This window comes from Pseudomonas brassicacearum subsp. neoaurantiaca, assembly GCF_013608025.1.
Taxonomy (GTDB): Bacteria; Pseudomonadota; Gammaproteobacteria; order Pseudomonadales; family Pseudomonadaceae; genus Aquipseudomonas.
Genome location: NZ_VDLV01000007.1, coordinates 58,674 through 74,949, shown reverse-complemented (window position 1 = coordinate 74,949; position 16,276 = coordinate 58,674). Strand labels below are relative to the sequence as shown.

The 16,276-nt window shown below is 57.2% G+C and carries 17 protein-coding genes; 16 read left to right on the top strand and 1 reads right to left on the bottom strand.

Annotated elements, in window-relative coordinates; genetic code table 11:
* Positions 1-34 precede the first annotated feature (34 nt).
* Positions 35-1,564, bottom strand: coding sequence for a chromosomal replication initiator protein DnaA (dnaA, locus tag FHK92_RS05365; protein WP_181287161.1), 1,530 nt, complete (start codon positions 1,562-1,564; stop codon positions 35-37).
* A 567-nt stretch (positions 1,565-2,131) separates the two neighbouring features.
* On the opposite strand from dnaA, the gene rpmH reads away from it, so the two are divergent.
* The 16 genes from rpmH (at position 2,132) to atpG (ending at position 16,249) form a co-directional block, all read left to right on the top strand.
* Entirely contained in the window at positions 2,132-2,266 is a 135-nt protein-coding gene (gene rpmH / locus FHK92_RS05360) for a 50S ribosomal protein L34 (RefSeq protein WP_003213577.1), read from the top strand.
* 16 nt (positions 2,267-2,282) lie between these two features.
* Positions 2,283-2,684, top strand: a complete 402-nt coding sequence (gene rnpA, locus FHK92_RS05355) for a ribonuclease P protein component (RefSeq protein ID WP_030139024.1) — start codon at positions 2,283-2,285, stop codon at positions 2,682-2,684.
* Entirely contained in the window at positions 2,677-2,922 is a 246-nt protein-coding gene (gene yidD / locus FHK92_RS05350) for a membrane protein insertion efficiency factor YidD (RefSeq protein ID WP_010465488.1), read from the top strand. The genes rnpA and yidD overlap by 8 nt, the downstream gene beginning before the upstream one ends.
* A gap of 2 nt (positions 2,923-2,924) precedes the next feature.
* The gene (gene yidC / locus FHK92_RS05345; RefSeq protein WP_181287160.1) at positions 2,925-4,607 is read left to right on the top strand and encodes a membrane protein insertase YidC; all 1,683 of its coding nucleotides are present in this window, start codon (positions 2,925-2,927) and stop codon (positions 4,605-4,607) included.
* Positions 4,608-4,686: 79 nt separating this feature from the next.
* Positions 4,687-6,057 carry a tRNA uridine-5-carboxymethylaminomethyl(34) synthesis GTPase MnmE gene (gene mnmE, locus FHK92_RS05340; RefSeq protein ID WP_181287159.1) on the top strand — a complete coding sequence of 457 codons (1,371 nt, stop codon included), beginning with the start codon at positions 4,687-4,689 and terminating at the stop codon, positions 6,055-6,057.
* A 568-nt stretch (positions 6,058-6,625) separates the two neighbouring features.
* A complete protein-coding gene (mnmG, locus tag FHK92_RS05335) occupies positions 6,626-8,524 on the top strand; it encodes a tRNA uridine-5-carboxymethylaminomethyl(34) synthesis enzyme MnmG (RefSeq protein WP_181287158.1) in 1,899 nt (632 codons plus the stop codon).
* Positions 8,525-8,529: 5 nt separating this feature from the next.
* Positions 8,530-9,165, top strand: a complete 636-nt coding sequence (gene rsmG / locus FHK92_RS05330) for a 16S rRNA (guanine(527)-N(7))-methyltransferase RsmG (protein ID WP_181287183.1) — start codon at positions 8,530-8,532, stop codon at positions 9,163-9,165.
* Between the two features lie 18 nt (positions 9,166-9,183).
* A complete protein-coding gene (locus FHK92_RS05325; RefSeq protein WP_030139029.1) occupies positions 9,184-9,981 on the top strand; it encodes a ParA family protein in 798 nt (265 codons plus the stop codon).
* A 9-nt stretch (positions 9,982-9,990) separates the two neighbouring features.
* On the top strand, positions 9,991-10,863 hold the full coding sequence (locus FHK92_RS05320) for a ParB/RepB/Spo0J family partition protein (protein WP_181287157.1): 873 nt from the start codon (positions 9,991-9,993) through the stop codon (positions 10,861-10,863).
* 148 nt (positions 10,864-11,011) lie between these two features.
* Positions 11,012-11,419, top strand: a complete 408-nt coding sequence (locus FHK92_RS05315; protein WP_039593179.1) for a F0F1 ATP synthase subunit I — start codon at positions 11,012-11,014, stop codon at positions 11,417-11,419.
* 16 nt (positions 11,420-11,435) lie between these two features.
* Positions 11,436-12,305 carry a F0F1 ATP synthase subunit A gene (gene atpB / locus FHK92_RS05310; protein WP_003207096.1) on the top strand — a complete coding sequence of 290 codons (870 nt, stop codon included), beginning with the start codon at positions 11,436-11,438 and terminating at the stop codon, positions 12,303-12,305.
* Positions 12,306-12,436: 131 nt separating this feature from the next.
* A complete protein-coding gene (atpE, locus tag FHK92_RS05305) occupies positions 12,437-12,694 on the top strand; it encodes a F0F1 ATP synthase subunit C (RefSeq protein ID WP_003097235.1) in 258 nt (85 codons plus the stop codon).
* A 58-nt stretch (positions 12,695-12,752) separates the two neighbouring features.
* Positions 12,753-13,223: a F0F1 ATP synthase subunit B gene (locus FHK92_RS05300; RefSeq protein WP_030139033.1), complete on the top strand. Its 471-nt coding sequence runs from the start codon at positions 12,753-12,755 to the stop codon at positions 13,221-13,223.
* 12 nt (positions 13,224-13,235) lie between these two features.
* Positions 13,236-13,772 carry a F0F1 ATP synthase subunit delta gene (locus tag FHK92_RS05295; protein ID WP_003187192.1) on the top strand — a complete coding sequence of 179 codons (537 nt, stop codon included), beginning with the start codon at positions 13,236-13,238 and terminating at the stop codon, positions 13,770-13,772.
* 21 nt (positions 13,773-13,793) lie between these two features.
* On the top strand, positions 13,794-15,338 hold the full coding sequence (atpA, locus tag FHK92_RS05290; protein ID WP_024777788.1) for a F0F1 ATP synthase subunit alpha: 1,545 nt from the start codon (positions 13,794-13,796) through the stop codon (positions 15,336-15,338).
* Between the two features lie 50 nt (positions 15,339-15,388).
* On the top strand, positions 15,389-16,249 hold the full coding sequence (gene atpG, locus FHK92_RS05285; protein ID WP_181287156.1) for a F0F1 ATP synthase subunit gamma: 861 nt from the start codon (positions 15,389-15,391) through the stop codon (positions 16,247-16,249).
* Positions 16,250-16,276: the final 27 nt, after the last annotated feature.

Below are 16,276 nucleotides of genomic sequence, written 5' to 3'. Positions count from 1 at the left end.
AGTCCCTTGCCTTAATAAGCTGCGCTATTGGTCATCAAGTGGTCAGTGTACGCAGCAGGTTCTTGTAGTCCTCGCGGATGTCCGCGTCGGATTCCTTAAGTTCGTTGATCTTGCGGCAGGCGTGCAGCACGGTGGTGTGGTCGCGTCCGCCAAACACATCACCGATTTCCGGCAGGCTGTGGTTGGTCAGTTCCTTGGACAGGGCCATGGCCACTTGGCGCGGACGAGCTACCGAACGCGAACGGCGTTTGGACAGCAGGTCGGAAATCTTGATCTTGTAGTATTCAGCAACGGTACGCTGAATGTTATCCACAGATACCAGCTTGTCCTGCAGCGCCAACAAGTCTTTCAAGGATTCACGGATGAGCTCGATGGTGATATCGCGTCCCATGAAGTGCGAGTGAGCGATCACCCGCTTGAGGGCGCCTTCGAGTTCACGCACGTTCGAGCGAATACGCTGTGCAATAAAGAACGCGGCGTCATGAGGCAGTTCGACCTTGGCTTGGTCGGCCTTCTTCATCAGGATCGCGACGCGGGTTTCCAGCTCCGGCGGCTCGACGGCAACCGTCAGGCCCCAACCGAAGCGTGACTTGAGGCGTTCCTCGAGGCCTTCGATCTCCTTCGGGTAACGGTCGCTGGTGAGGATGACCTGCTGCCCGCCTTCAAGCAATGCGTTGAAGGTGTGGAAAAACTCTTCCTGGGAGCGTTCCTTGCGGGCGAAGAACTGAATGTCATCGATCAGCAAGGCGTCCACCGAACGGTAGAAACGCTTGAACTCGTTGATCGCGTTCAGTTGCAAGGCCTTGACCATGTCGGCCACGAAACGCTCGGAATGCAAGTAGACGACCTTGGCATTCGGATTCTTCTTTAATAGATGGTTGCCCACCGCGTGCATCAAGTGGGTCTTACCCAAGCCAACGCCGCCATACAGGAAGAGCGGGTTGTAGCCGTGCTTGGGGTTGTCCGCCACCTGCCAGGCCGCCGCGCGAGCCAACTGGTTGGATTTACCTTCGACGAAATTCTCGAAGGTAAACGTCCGGTTCAGGTAGCTGGTGTGCTTGAGGGCGCCTTCGACCTGGACGGTGCGCTGTTCGGCCCGCACCGGTGCCTGCTGGGAGCTGGCGCCGGCCATTGGGTCGAAGCTGTCCCGAGAGGGCTCTTCGCTGACTTCGGCAACCTTTTGCGCGTTGCGTTTGCTCGGGGCGGGCGTGGGCGCCGGGGCGGCATGGTTGTTGACCGGTGCCGGGGCTGCCTGCTGGGCCTGGGAAGCTGCGGCAGCAGCCAGCGGCGCATTGGGCGCGGCGCGGGGTGCCGAGCTGCGCTTGCTGCCTATTAATAAGGACAGCGCAGGCGCCATGCCATTGCCATGCTCGTCGAGCAGTTCCATGACCCGGCCCAGGTATTTTTCATTCACCCAGTCTAGGACGAAACGGTTTGGCGCATAGACGCGCAATTCGTCGCCTTCGGCTTCGACCTGTAGCGGACGGATCCAAGTGTTGAATTGTTGGGCAGGCAGCTCATCGCGCAAAAGCTCCACGCACTGCTGCCAAAGTTCCACTGACACGGACATCCCCTAAGTTGAAAGCCGGTGAGGCAAAAACAAGCGGCCATTGTAGCGATCAGTCGCTCACTTATCCACATGCGGCTTGTCGGTCGACAATGATTTATCAATGTTTTAGGTGAACGAAAGGCGACGGGCGGTCGGTGGATAAGCTCTGTGGATAACCCGGCCTGAGGTCGTTGCACAAGTGGGGGGTCAACTCAGTGGATAAACCGTCTGTGGGTAAATGGCCATTCCACCCACAGCTTATCCGACAGCGCAGCACAGGCTGAACACTGCTTTCCCGCGTAGTTGTCATTCTCTGTACATGGCGGATTACAAGGCCTCCTAGCAGTTATCCACAGATAGGTGCCGACCTTGCTTTTATAAGCTTTACAGAAAAGCTTTAAATAATTCCCTTCTTTATTTCTATATCTAGCGCTGTGTGACGAATCAGCCGAAAGCGCCTGGACATCTATTTAAAGGAAACGCTGGTTGGAAATTGACCTAGAGGCTTGCTTTCTCTAGAATCCCCGGTCTCTTAAAACGGGGGCCATTCCGGCCCGTTGTGGACGAACCAGGTAACACGACATGAAACGTACTTTCCAACCAAGCACTATCAAACGCGCTCGTACCCACGGTTTCCGTGCTCGCATGGCTACCAAGAACGGTCGTGCCGTCCTGTCGCGTCGTCGCGCCAAAGGTCGTGCGCGTCTGGCAGTTTGATAATCCGGCACTGGAGGTGAGTCAGGACTTCAGTCGGGAAAAGCGTCTGCTTACACCCCGGCATTTCAAGGCAGTCTTTGACTCCCCTACCGGCAAGGTTCCGGGGAAAAATCTCCTGCTCCTTGCGCGCAGCAACGATCTCGATCACCCCCGACTCGGGCTGGTTATCGGGAAAAAGAGCGTCAAGCTCTCCGTTCAGCGCAATCGCCTCAAACGTCTGATGCGCGAATCGTTTCGCCTGAACCAGGATTCACTGGTCGGCTGGGACATAGTTATCGTCGCGCGCAAAGGTTTGGGTGACGTAGAAAACCCCGAATTGATTCAGCATTTCGGCAAGCTCTGGAAGCGACTGGCCCGTAATAAGCCGGTACCAGCAGTCAACACCGAAACTGTAGGGGTAGACAGTCACGATGCGTAAACTGGCACTCGTTCCGATCCAGTTTTATCGCTACGCCATTAGTCCTTTGATGGCCAGTCACTGTCGTTTCTACCCCAGTTGTTCCTGCTACGCGTACGAAGCCATAGAAAATCATGGCCTCCTGCGCGGTGGCTGGCTGACCTTTCGTCGTTTAGGTCGCTGTCATCCGTGGAATCCCGGCGGTTATGACCCGGTTCCGCCTATCCCTACCTCCCGTTCTTCTTCGATGGCCGAGTAATCATGGATATCAAACGCACGATCCTGATCGTCGCCCTGGCAATCGTGTCCTACGTCATGGTCCTTAAATGGAACCAGGACTATGGCCAGGCTGCCCTGCCGACTCAGAATGTTGCAGCCAGCAATACCGCACCGAGCCTGCCGGACACGACGGCTGGCAATAACACCGCCAGCAATGACGATGTCCCACGCGCGGCAAGCGATACCAGTGCTCCAGCCGAAGCGCCTGTGGCTGCGAGCAAGGATCTTATCCAGATCAAGACCGACGTGCTCGAGCTGGCGATCGATCCACAAGGCGGCGACGTCGCTCAATTGAAGCTGCCGTTGTATCCGCGCCGTCAGGATCATCCGGAAATCCCGTTCCAGTTGTTCGATAACGGCAACGAACGTACCTATCTGGCACAAAGTGGCTTGATCGGGGCCAACGGTCCGGATGCAAGCCCGGCCGGTCGTCCGGTTTATTCCGCCGAGAAGAAGGTTTATCAACTGGCTGATGGCCAGGATCAACTGGTCGTAGACCTGAAGTTCAGCAAGGACAGCGTCAACTACATCAAGCGTTTCACGCTCAAGCGTGGCCTGTATGACGTAACCGTGTCCTACCTGATCGACAACCAGAGTGCCCAGACCTGGTCTGGCGCGATGTTTGCCCAGCTCAAGCGTGACGCCAGCTCCGATCCATCTTCCAGCACCGCCACTGGCACCGCGACCTATCTGGGTGCTGCCCTGTGGACAAGTTCGGAGCCGTACAAAAAAGTGTCCATGAAAGACATGGACAAGGCTCAGCTGAAAGAAACCGTCCAAGGTGGCTGGGTTGCCTGGCTGCAGCATTATTTTGTAACTGCTTGGGTCCCGCAGAAAGGCGAGAGCAATATCGTCCAGACGCGTAAAGACAGTAAAGGCAACTACATTATCGGTTACACCGGCCCGGCGTTGACCGCTGCGCCAGGTGCCAAGGCCGAAACCAGTGCCATTCTCTACGCTGGCCCGAAAAGCCAGGCGGTACTGAAAGAGTTGTCCCCAGGCCTGGAACTGACCGTCGACTACGGTTTCCTGTGGTTCATCGCCCAGCCGATTTTCTGGCTGCTGCAACATATCCACAGCATCGTGGGTAACTGGGGCTGGTCGATCATTTTCCTGACCATGCTGATCAAGGGGATCTTCTTCCCACTGTCGGCCGCCAGCTACAAATCCATGGCGCGTATGCGTGCAGTGGCACCGAAACTGGCCGCCTTGAAAGAACAACATGGCGATGACCGGCAGAAAATGTCCCAGGCCATGATGGAGCTGTACAAGAAGGAGAAGATCAACCCGCTGGGTGGTTGCTTGCCGATTCTTGTGCAAATGCCGGTGTTCCTGTCGCTGTATTGGGTTCTGCTGGAAAGCGTGGAGATGCGTCAGGCACCGTTCATGCTGTGGATAACCGACCTGTCGATCAAGGATCCGTTCTTCATCCTGCCGATCATCATGGGCGCGACCATGTTCATCCAACAGCGACTGAACCCAACGCCTCCGGATCCGATGCAGGCGAAGGTCATGAAGATGATGCCGATCATCTTCACCTTCTTCTTCCTCTGGTTCCCGGCGGGTCTTGTGCTGTACTGGGTTGTGAACAACGTGCTGTCGATCACCCAGCAGTGGTACATCACGCGTAAGATCGAAGCGGCTACGAAAAAAGCCGAGGCGTAACTTGCTCTGTGGATAACCACACAAAACGCCCCCTAGTGGGGCGTTTTGCTATCTGCCACTTTTGTCTGGATACCGGTTTATGAGTACACCGCGTGAAACTATCGCCGCCGTTGCCACCGCCCAAGGGCGCGGTGGTGTCGGCATCGTCCGTATTTCGGGGCCCCTGGCCGGTGTCGCGGCCAAGGCAATCAGCGGTCGTGAACTCAAGCCGCGGTTTGCTCATTACGGCCCTTTTTTCGATTCGCAGCAGCAGGTGCTTGATGAAGGGCTCGCCTTGTATTTTCCAGGGCCCAATTCGTTCACCGGCGAAGATGTATTGGAATTGCAGGGACATGGCGGCCCGGTTGTCCTGGACATGCTGCTCAAACGTTGCCTTGAACTGGGCTGCCGCCTGGCCCGGCCGGGAGAATTCAGCGAACGCGCATTCCTTAACGACAAGCTCGACCTGGCCCAGGCCGAAGCGATTGCCGACTTGATCGAAGCCAGTTCTTCACAGGCTGCCCGCAACGCGTTGCGTTCCTTGCAAGGAGCCTTTTCCCAGCGTGTGCATAATCTCACCGAACAATTGATTGGCCTGCGGATCTACGTCGAGGCCGCGATCGACTTTCCGGAAGAGGAAATCGACTTTCTTGCCGATGGCCACGTGCTGAATATGCTTGATAAGGTCCGTGATGAATTATCCACAGTACTGCGCGAGGCCGGGCAGGGTGCCTTGTTGCGTGATGGAATGACCGTGGTGATTGCCGGACGCCCTAACGCAGGCAAGTCCAGTTTGCTCAACGCATTGGCCGGTCGAGAGGCTGCGATAGTCACCGAAATCGCCGGCACCACGCGGGATATATTGCGCGAACATATCCACATTGATGGCATGCCGCTGCATGTGGTGGATACCGCAGGACTGCGCGACACCGATGACCAGGTGGAAAAAATCGGTGTCGAACGAGCACTCAAGGCCATCAGCGAAGCCGACCGAGTATTGCTGGTGGTGGATGCCACCGCGCCGGAGGCGGACGATCCTTTTGCCTTATGGCCGGAATTCCTCGAAGTACGCCCGGATCCAGCGAAAGTCACCCTGATCCGCAACAAGGCCGACCTGACCGGAGAAGCGATTGCGCTTGAAGTCAGCGAAGATGGCCACGTGACTATCAGCCTCAGCGCAAAGTCGGCGGGCGAGGGACTGGAATTGCTGCGCGACCACCTCAAGGCCTGCATGGGTTATGAACAGACGTCGGAGAGCAGCTTCAGTGCCCGCCGCAGGCACCTTGAAGCGCTACGCCACGCCAGCGCCGCCCTGGAGCATGGCCGCGCGCAGCTGACCTTGGCAGGGGCGGGTGAGTTGTTGGCCGAAGACCTTCGGCAGGCACAACATTCCCTCGGTGAGATCACCGGCGCCTTCAGCTCAGATGACTTGCTGGGTCGAATCTTCTCCAGCTTCTGCATCGGTAAATAGCCCAGCCTTTCCAACCGGGTTTGTTCTCGTAAACCTATCGAGCACAACACAAACCCGGTTCTTCCTCTTTTTTCATTGATCGATTGCCCTTGATGGCGGCTTGCCTGTGGGCGCTGCGGCTGACCCCTGGCGGCTGTTTTTTGTGGATTAAGCTCTGTGAATAACTGCCATTGAGGTCAGTTGATAAGCGGCCCTCAAAACTGGAGATAACCGCCTCTGTGGATAACCATCCCATTCATCCACAGGCTTACACCGGTTATCCAAGCCCCTCCCGGGTACATGACCACAGGGTTTCCAATCTCTGTACATAGCGTAAATCAAGGCACGCAGATGTTTATCCACAGAAAGGGTGGGCAGTAAGAATAAACATAAAAACAAAGATTTTATAAATTTCTTTCTTTTTTATTTTTTTAACCGCGAGTTCTCCACAGCTGGTTAAATTTTGTGCAAAGGGTTCTTTAGAAAGGGCGAAGTCCCTATACTTGCCGACCTGGCTCGAAAAACGCCCCAGGACCAGACTCAATACCTATTTCCGAATTACCTGAATAAAGCAGGCACGAGGTGCGTGGTGGATTTCCCTTCCCGTTTTGAAGTGATCGTCATCGGCGGCGGTCATGCCGGTACCGAGGCAGCACTTGCATCAGCACGCATGGGCGCGAAAACCCTGTTGTTGACGCATAACGTGGAAACCCTCGGCGCCATGAGCTGCAACCCCGCCATTGGTGGCATCGGCAAAAGCCATTTGGTCAAGGAAATCGATGCCCTTGGCGGCGCGATGGCCATCGCCACTGATAAAGGCGGCATCCAGTTTCGCGTGTTGAACAGCCGCAAAGGCCCAGCGGTGCGCGCTACCCGCGCACAGGCCGACCGAGTGCTGTACAAGGCCGCGGTCCGCGAGATCCTGGAAAACCAACCGAACCTGTGGATATTTCAACAAGCAGCCGATGATCTGATCGTCGAGCAGGACCAGGTACGTGGTGTCGTCACACAAATGGGCCTGCGTTTCTTCGCCGATTCCGTGGTGTTGACCACAGGGACCTTCCTCGGTGGACTTATCCACATTGGTTTGCAGAATTTTTCCGGTGGTCGCGCGGGTGATCCGCCATCGATTGCTCTGGCTCACCGTCTGCGTGAGTTGCCATTGCGTGTCGGGCGTCTCAAAACCGGTACGCCACCGCGCATCGACGGCAAATCCGTGGATTTCTCGGTGATGACCGAGCAGCCTGGCGATACGCCGATCCCAGTGATGTCATTCATGGGCAACAAGGAACAGCATCCACGGCAAGTCAGTTGCTGGATTACCCATACCAACGCCCGCACCCACGAAATCATCGCGGCGAACCTCGATCGTTCGCCGATGTATTCCGCTGCCGGTGAAATCGAAGGTGTCGGCCCGCGCTATTGCCCGTCGATCGAAGACAAGATCCATCGCTTTGCCGACAAGGAAAGCCATCAGGTGTTCATCGAGCCGGAAGGTTTGACCACTCATGAGCTGTATCCGAACGGGATATCCACAAGCCTGCCGTTCGACGTGCAATTGCAGATCGTGCAATCGATCCGTGGCATGGAAAACGCGCACATCATGCGTCCGGGGTATGCGATCGAGTACGACTACTTCGATCCGCGCGATCTGAAGTACAGCCTGGAAACCAAAGCTATTGGTGGTCTGTTCTTCGCTGGGCAAATCAACGGCACTACCGGTTACGAAGAAGCCGGCGCCCAAGGATTGCTGGCTGGTGCCAACGCGGCCCTGCGTGCCCAGGGCAAAGACAGTTGGTGCCCGCGTCGCGATGAGGCATACATCGGTGTGCTCGTGGACGACCTGATTACCCTGGGTACCCAGGAACCGTATCGGATGTTTACGTCCCGTGCCGAATATCGCCTGATCCTGCGTGAAGACAACGCCGACCTGCGCCTTACCGAGAAAGGCCGCGAGTTGGGTCTGGTGGATGACGCGCGCTGGGCCGCGTTCTGCAAGAAACGCGAGAATATCGAGCTGGAAGAGCAGCGCCTGAAAAGTACCTGGGTTCGTCCGGGTACCGAGCAGGGCGATGCCATTGCGGCAAAATTCGGCACGCCGCTGACCCATGAATACAACCTGCTCAACCTGTTGAGCCGTCCGGAAATCGACTATGTCGGGTTGGTGGAGGTAACTGGCCAGGGTGCGGAAGACCCACAGGTCGCCGAACAGGTCGAGATCAAGACCAAATACGCCGGTTACATCGATCGGCAGCAGGATGAAATCGCCCGTTTACGCGCCAGCGAAGACACCAAGCTGCCTGTGGATATCGATTACACCGGCATTTCCGGGTTGTCGAAAGAAATCCAGAGCAAGCTCGGCGCAACGCGTCCAGAAACCCTGGGCCAGGCATCGCGCATCCCTGGTGTCACCCCGGCGGCGATTTCGCTGTTGATGATTCATTTGAAAAAACGCGGCGCGGGCCGCCAGTTGGAGCAAAGCGCTTGAGTTCGATGGTCACCTCGCAACACGCTGAAGAGTTATCCACAGGTACCCGTCAGCTCGGCGTCATCCTGACCGAAGCCCAGCACGCGCAATTGCTGGCTTACCTGGCGCTGTTGATCAAATGGAACAAGGCCTACAACCTGACCGCGGTGCGCGATCCGGATGAAATGGTTTCGCGGCATTTGCTCGACAGCCTCAGCGTAATCTCCTTCATCGAGAACGGACGTTGGCTGGACGTTGGCAGTGGCGGCGGCATGCCCGGTATCCCGCTGGCGATCCTGTTTCCCGACTCGCAAGTGACCTGCCTGGACAGCAACGGCAAGAAAACTCGCTTCCTGACCCAGGTCAAACTTGAACTGAAACTGGATAACCTGCAAGTTATCCACAGCCGCGTCGAAGCGTTCCAGCCGGCTGAGCCGTTCAACGGGATCATTTCCCGGGCGTTCAGCAGCATGGAGAACTTCAGCAATTGGACTCGCCACTTGGGCGATACCAATACGCGGTGGCTGGCAATGAAGGGCGTTCATCCGGCCGATGAGCTGGTAGCATTGCCGGCAGACTTCCACCTCGATAGCGAACACGCCTTGGCCGTACCCGGTTGCCAAGGCCAACGCCATCTGCTGATACTGCGCCGCACGGCATGATTGGGAACACAAGCAAGAATGGCTAAGGTATTCGCGATAGCGAACCAGAAGGGTGGTGTGGGCAAGACCACCACCTGTATCAACCTCGCAGCATCCCTGGTCGCGACCAAGCGCCGGGTGCTGTTGATCGATCTCGATCCACAGGGCAACGCCACCATGGGTAGCGGTGTGGATAAACATGGCTTGGAGAACTCCATCTACGACGTCCTGATCGGCGAATGCGATCTGGGCCAGGCCATGCATTTCTCCGAGCATGGCGGTTATCAATTGCTGCCGGCCAACCGCGACCTGACTGCGGCTGAAGTGGTCCTGCTGGAAATGCAGATGAAGGAAAGCCGCCTGCGCAGCGCGCTGGCGCCGGTCCGCGAGAATTACGACTACATCCTGATCGACTGCCCGCCGTCGCTGTCGATGTTGACGCTCAACGCCTTGGTGGCCGCCGATGGGGTGATTATCCCCATGCAGTGCGAGTACTTTGCCCTCGAAGGGCTGAGCGACCTTGTGGATAACATCAAGCGCATTGCCGAGTTGCTGAACCCGGAGCTGAAAGTCGAAGGGTTATTGCGGACCATGTATGACCCGCGCCTCAGCCTGATGAACGACGTATCGGCTCAGCTCAAGGAGCATTTCGGCGAGCAGCTGTACGACACGGTCATACCGCGGAACATTCGCCTGGCCGAAGCGCCGAGCTACGGCATGCCGGCGTTGGCCTACGATAAACAATCCCGTGGTGCGCTGGCCTACCTGGCCCTGGCGGGCGAGATGGTTCGCCGTCAGCGCCGCCAACCACGCATCGCTGCAGCCCAGCCAACTTAAGGAAACCCCATGGCCGTCAAGAAACGAGGTCTCGGACGTGGACTGGATGCGCTGCTCAGCGGTCCGACTGTCAGTTCGCTGGAAGAGCAGGCCGTTCAGGTCGATCAGCGCGAACTGCAACATTTGCCGCTGGACCTGATCCAGCGAGGCAAGTACCAGCCACGCCGGGACATGGACCCGCAAGCGCTGGAAGAACTGGCGCAATCGATCAAGAGCCAGGGTGTGATGCAGCCGATCGTAGTCCGGCCGATCGCCAATGGGCGTTTCGAGATCATCGCCGGCGAACGCCGCTGGCGCGCCAGCCAGCAGGCGGGTCAGGAAACCATCCCGGCGATGGTCCGCGATGTGCCGGACGAAGCGGCCATTGCCATGGCGTTGATCGAAAACATCCAGCGCGAAGACCTCAACCCGGTGGAAGAGGCCGTGGCCCTGCAGCGCCTGCAGCAGGAATTCCAACTGACCCAGCAGCAAGTGGCCGAAGCAGTGGGCAAGTCCCGGGTAACGGTCGCCAACCTGCTGCGGTTGATTGCCTTGCCTGAAGTCATCAAGACCATGCTGTCCCATGGCGACCTGGAAATGGGTCATGCCCGGGCATTGCTCGGTTTACCGGAAAATCAACAGGTTGAAGGGGCGCGACATGTTGTCGCACGCGGTCTGACCGTGCGCCAAACCGAGGCACTGGTTCGTCAGTGGTTGAGCGGTAAACCGGCCCCTGTCGAGGCGCCAAAACCTGACCCGGATATCGCTCGCCTGGAACAGCGCCTGGCCGAGCGCCTAGGCTCTGCGGTGCAGATTCGCCACGGAAAGAAGGGCAAGGGGCAGTTGGTGATCGGCTATAACTCTCTCGACGAGCTGCAAGGTGTCCTTGCACACATTCGCTGAAACAATTGCCCTTGTAGCGCGCAGTCGGAAATCACTACCTGAAGGTTGAATAGGGGCAGAACCGCCCCTATACTCTGCGCGCATTTTGTCGGCACAAATTATGCCAAGTTAGTGAATTCAGGCAGCCGACCATTGGAGAGCAAAAGCGATGGAAACACGCACGCCAAACCGCTTGCCGTTCCATCGCCTGGCAGTTTTCCCGGTTTTGATGGCCCAGTTCGTCGTTGTCCTGATCGCCGCGTTGGCGCTCTGGCAATGGAAAGGAGTCGTCGCCGGATACTCGGGTCTTTGCGGAGGCCTGATAGCCTTGCTTCCCAATATTTACTTTGCTCACAGGGCCTTTCGGTTTTCCGGCGCCCGAGCAGCCCAAGCCATCGTCCGGTCTTTTTATGCTGGCGAGGCGGGGAAATTGATTTTGACGGCAGTGCTGTTTGCACTGACGTTCGCAGGTGTGAAGCCACTGGCGCCGCTGGCTGTATTCGGCGTGTTCCTGCTGACCCAGATGGTCAGTTGGTTCGCTCCCCTGCTAATGAGAACAAGACTTTCGAGACCTTAGGGCGTTTGAGGCAACCATGGCAGAGACAACCGCTTCGGGCTATATCCAGCACCACTTGCAGAACCTGACCTTCGGTCAGCTACCCAATGGCGGCTGGGGCTTTGCTCACACCGCAGCAGAAGCTAAAGAAATGGGCTTCTGGGCTTTCCACGTCGATACCCTCGGCTGGTCGGTCGCGTTGGGTCTGATCTTCGTTCTTCTTTTCCGCATGGCGGCAAAGAAGGCGACTTCCGGTCAGCCTGGTGCACTGCAGAACTTCGTTGAAGTATTGGTCGAATTCGTCGATGGCAGCGTGAAAGACAGCTTCCATGGCCGTAGCCCGGTAATCGCACCGCTGGCACTGACCATCTTCGTCTGGGTGTTCCTGATGAACGCCGTCGACCTGGTACCGGTCGACTGGATTCCTCAGCTGGCCATCCTGATCTCCGGTGACCACCACATCCCATTCCGCGCCGTGTCGACTACCGACCCGAACGCGACCCTGGGCATGGCGTTCTCGGTTTTCGCGCTGATTATTTTCTATAGCATCAAGGTCAAGGGCATCGGCGGTTTCATCGGCGAACTGACCCTGCACCCGTTCGGCAGCAAGAACATCCTGGTTCAGGCCCTGCTGATCCCGGTGAACTTCCTGTTGGAATTCGTGACCCTGATCGCCAAGCCAATCTCTCTGGCACTGCGTCTGTTCGGCAACATGTATGCCGGCGAGCTGGTGTTCATCCTGATCGCTGTGATGTTCGGCAGCGGCCTGCTCTGGCTCAGCGGCCTGGGCGTGGTGCTGCAATGGGCGTGGGCTGTGTTCCACATCCTGATCATCACCTTGCAGGCGTTCATCTTCATGATGCTGACCATCGTCTACCTGTCGATGGCGCACGAAGAAAACCATTAAGGCCAGTCTCGACTAGTCTGATGTCCTTCCCGGTCACACGGGAAGGAGCCCGGTACGGGCTGAGAAACGATTTGTTTTACCGCTTTAATCTAAAAAACCTAAACCATACGACGTAAAAGTCGGGAGGAAAGATGGAAACTGTAGTTGGTCTAACCGCTATCGCTGTTGCACTGTTGATCGGCCTGGGCGCACTGGGTACCGCAATTGGTTTCGGCCTGCTGGGCGGCAAGTTCCTGGAAGGCGCAGCGCGTCAGCCAGAAATGGTCCCAATGCTGCAAGTCAAGATGTTCATCGTTGCCGGTCTGCTCGACGCCGTAACCATGATCGGTGTTGGTATCGCTCTGTTCTTCACCTTTGCGAACCCGTTCGTTGGTCAAATCGCTGGCTAATTACTCGGATGTCTCGAGTAGATTGGTGTGATGGACAACGTAACTGCGAGGTGTTGGCGTGAACATTAATGCGACCCTGATTGGCCAGTCCGTTGCGTTCCTGATTTTTGTACTGTTCTGCATGAAGTTCGTATGGCCTCCGGTCATTGCGGCATTGCACGAACGTCAAAAGAAGATCGCTGATGGTCTGGACGCTGCCAGCCGTGCAGCTCGCGACCTGGAGTTGGCCCATGAGAAAGTGGGTCAGCAACTGCGCGAAGCGAAAGCTCAGGCAGCTGAAATCATCGAGCAAGCCAAGAAACGCGGTACCCAGATTGTCGACGAAGCCCGTGAACAGGCTCGCGTCGAAGCTGACCGTGTGAAGGCTCAGGCTCAAGCCGAGATCGAACAGGAACTCAACAGTGTCAAAGACGCGCTGCGTGCCCAAGTGGGTAGCCTGGCCGTTGGCGGTGCTTCGAAGATCCTGGGTGCCACAATCGATCAAAACGCGCACGCAGAGCTGGTAAACCAACTGGCTGCTGAAATCTAAGCGAGGGCGATCATGGCAGAACTGACCACGTTGGCCCGACCTTACGCTAAGGCGGCCTTCGAGCACGCTCAGGCCCACCAGCAACTGGCCAATTGGTCAGCCATGCTCGGCCTGGCAGCAGCGGTGTCGCAAGACGACACCATGCAGCGCGTGCTCAAGGCCCCGCGACTGACGAGCGCAGAAAAGGCCGCCACGTTCATTGACGTGTGCGGCGACAAGTTCGATGCCAAGGCACAGAATTTCATTCACGTCGTTGCCGAAAACGACCGTCTCCCGCTTCTGCCGGAGATTGCCGCTCTGTTCGACCTGTACAAGGCCGAGCAAGAGAAGTCGGTAGACGTGGAAGTGACCAGTGCTTTTGCATTGAACCAAGAACAGCAAGACAAACTCGCCAAGGTTCTCAGTGCACGACTCAACCGGGAAGTGCGCCTGCAAGTCGAGGAAGACAAGTCCCTCATAGGGGGCGTTGTAATCCGCGCCGGCGACCTGGTTATCGATGGCTCGATTCGCGGCAAAATCGCGAAACTTGCCGAAGCATTGAAATCTTGAGTTTGAAGGGGCAGCAGAGCAATGCAGCAACTCAATCCTTCCGAAATAAGTGAAATTATCAAGGGCCGCATCGAAAAGCTCGATGTGACCTCCCAAGCCCGTAACGAAGGCACTGTCGTCAGCGTATCTGACGGCATCGTGCGGATTCACGGTCTGGCCGACGTCATGTACGGCGAGATGATCGAGTTTCCGGGCGGCGTCTACGGTATGGCCCTCAACCTGGAGCAAGACTCTGTAGGTGCCGTGGTATTGGGCGCGTACACGACTCTGGCTGAAGGCATGAGCGCCAAGTGCACCGGCCGCATCCTCGAAGTTCCAGTCGGTAAGGAACTGCTGGGTCGCGTAGTCGACGCACTGGGTAACCCAGTTGACGGCAAAGGTCCGCTGAACAACACCGAGACCGATGCGGTCGAGAAAGTTGCTCCAGGCGTGATCTGGCGTAAGTCGGTAGACCAGCCTGTACAGACTGGCTACAAGGCTGTCGATGCCATGATCCCAGTCGGCCGTGGCCAGCGTGAGCTGATCATCGGTGACCGTCAGATCGGTAAGACCGCTCTGGCGATCGACGCGATCATCAACCAGAAGAACAGCGGTATCTTCTGCGTCTACGTGGCAATCGGTCAGAAGCAATCGACCATCGCCAACGTGGTTCGCAAGCTGGAAGAGAACGGTGCACTGGCCAACACCATCATCGTTGCCGCCAGCGCCTCCGAATCGGCTGCCCTGCAGTTCCTGGCACCGTACTCCGGTTGCACCATGGGCGAATACTTCCGCGACCGCGGTGAAGACGCGCTGATCGTTTATGACGATCTGTCCAAGCAAGCAGTGGCCTACCGCCAGATTTCCCTGCTGCTGCGCCGTCCACCAGGCCGTGAAGCCTACCCAGGCGACGTGTTCTATCTCCACTCCCGTCTGCTGGAGCGCGCATCCCGCGTTTCGGAAGAGTACGTCGAGAAGTTCACCAACGGCGCCGTGACTGGCAAGACCGGTTCCCTGACCGCTCTGCCGATCATCGAAACCCAGGCTGGCGACGTTTCCGCGTTCGTTCCGACCAACGTGATTTCCATCACCGACGGTCAGATCTTCCTGGAATCGGCCATGTTCAACTCGGGCATCCGCCCTGCAGTTAACGCTGGTGTTTCGGTATCCCGTGTGGGTGGTGCCGCTCAGACCAAGATCATCAAGAAGCTGTCCGGTGGTATCCGTACCGCCCTGGCCCAGTACCGTGAACTGGCGGCATTCGCCCAGTTCGCTTCTGACCTGGACGAAGCGACCCGTAAGCAACTTGAGCATGGTCAGCGCGTTACCGAGCTGATGAAGCAGAAGCAATACGCGCCGATGTCGATCGCTGACATGGCGCTGTCGCTGTATGCCGCTGAGCGTGGGTTCCTGACTGACATTGAAATCGCCAAGATCGGCAGCTTCGAACAAGCGCTGATTGCTTTCTTCAACCGCGATCACGCCGATTTGATGGCCAAGATCAACGTTAAAGGTGACTTCAATGACGAAATCGACGCTGGCCTGAAAGCCGGTATCGAGAAGTTCAAGGCCACCCAAACCTGGTAAGCCGCAGCGGGAGCCGCAAGGCTCCCGCTTGCTAACCTGATAGGTGTTACATGGCAGGCGCAAAAGAGATTCGCAGTAAGATTGCGAGCATCAAAAGCACGCAAAAGATTACCAGCGCCATGGAAAAAGTGGCGGTCAGCAAAATGCGCAAGGCACAAATGCGCATGGCTGCTAGCCGTCCTTATGCGGAGCGCATCCGCCAGGTGATTGGTCATCTGGCCAACGCCAACCCGGAATACCGCCACCCGTTCATGATCGACCGCGCCGTCAAGCGCGTCGGTTACGTTGTGGTGAGCAGTGACCGTGGTCTGTGCGGTGGCTTGAACACCAACCTGTTCAAGGCCCTGGTCAAGGACATGGCGGTAAACCGCGAACAAGGCGTCGAGATCGATCTGTGCGTGGTCGGTAGCAAGGGTGCGGCTTTCTTCCGCAACTTCGGCGGTAACGTCGTCGCTGCTATCAGCCACCTGGGTGAAGAACCGTCGATCAATGACCTGATCGGCAGCGTCAAGGTGATGCTGGATGCTTACCTGGAAGGCCGGATCGACCGCCTGTCCGTGGTATCCAACAAGTTCATCAACACCATGACGCAACAGCCGACCGTGGAGCAGTTGATTCCACTGGTGGCGACCCCGGAACATGAACTCAAGCACCACTGGGACTATCTCTACGAACCGGATGCCAAGGAGCTGCTTGACGGCTTGATGGTCCGCTACGTGGAGTCGCAGGTCTACCAGGCGGTGGTCGAGAACAACGCAGCTGAACAAGCGGCGCGGATGATCGCGATGAAGAACGCTACCGACAACGCCGGTGATTTGATCAGCGATTTGCAGCTGATCTACAACAAGGCGCGTCAGGCTGCGATCACCCAAGAGATCTCGGAAATCGTCGGCGGCGCTGCCGCGGTTTAACGGTTCAAATATTCAGAGGATCCAGCT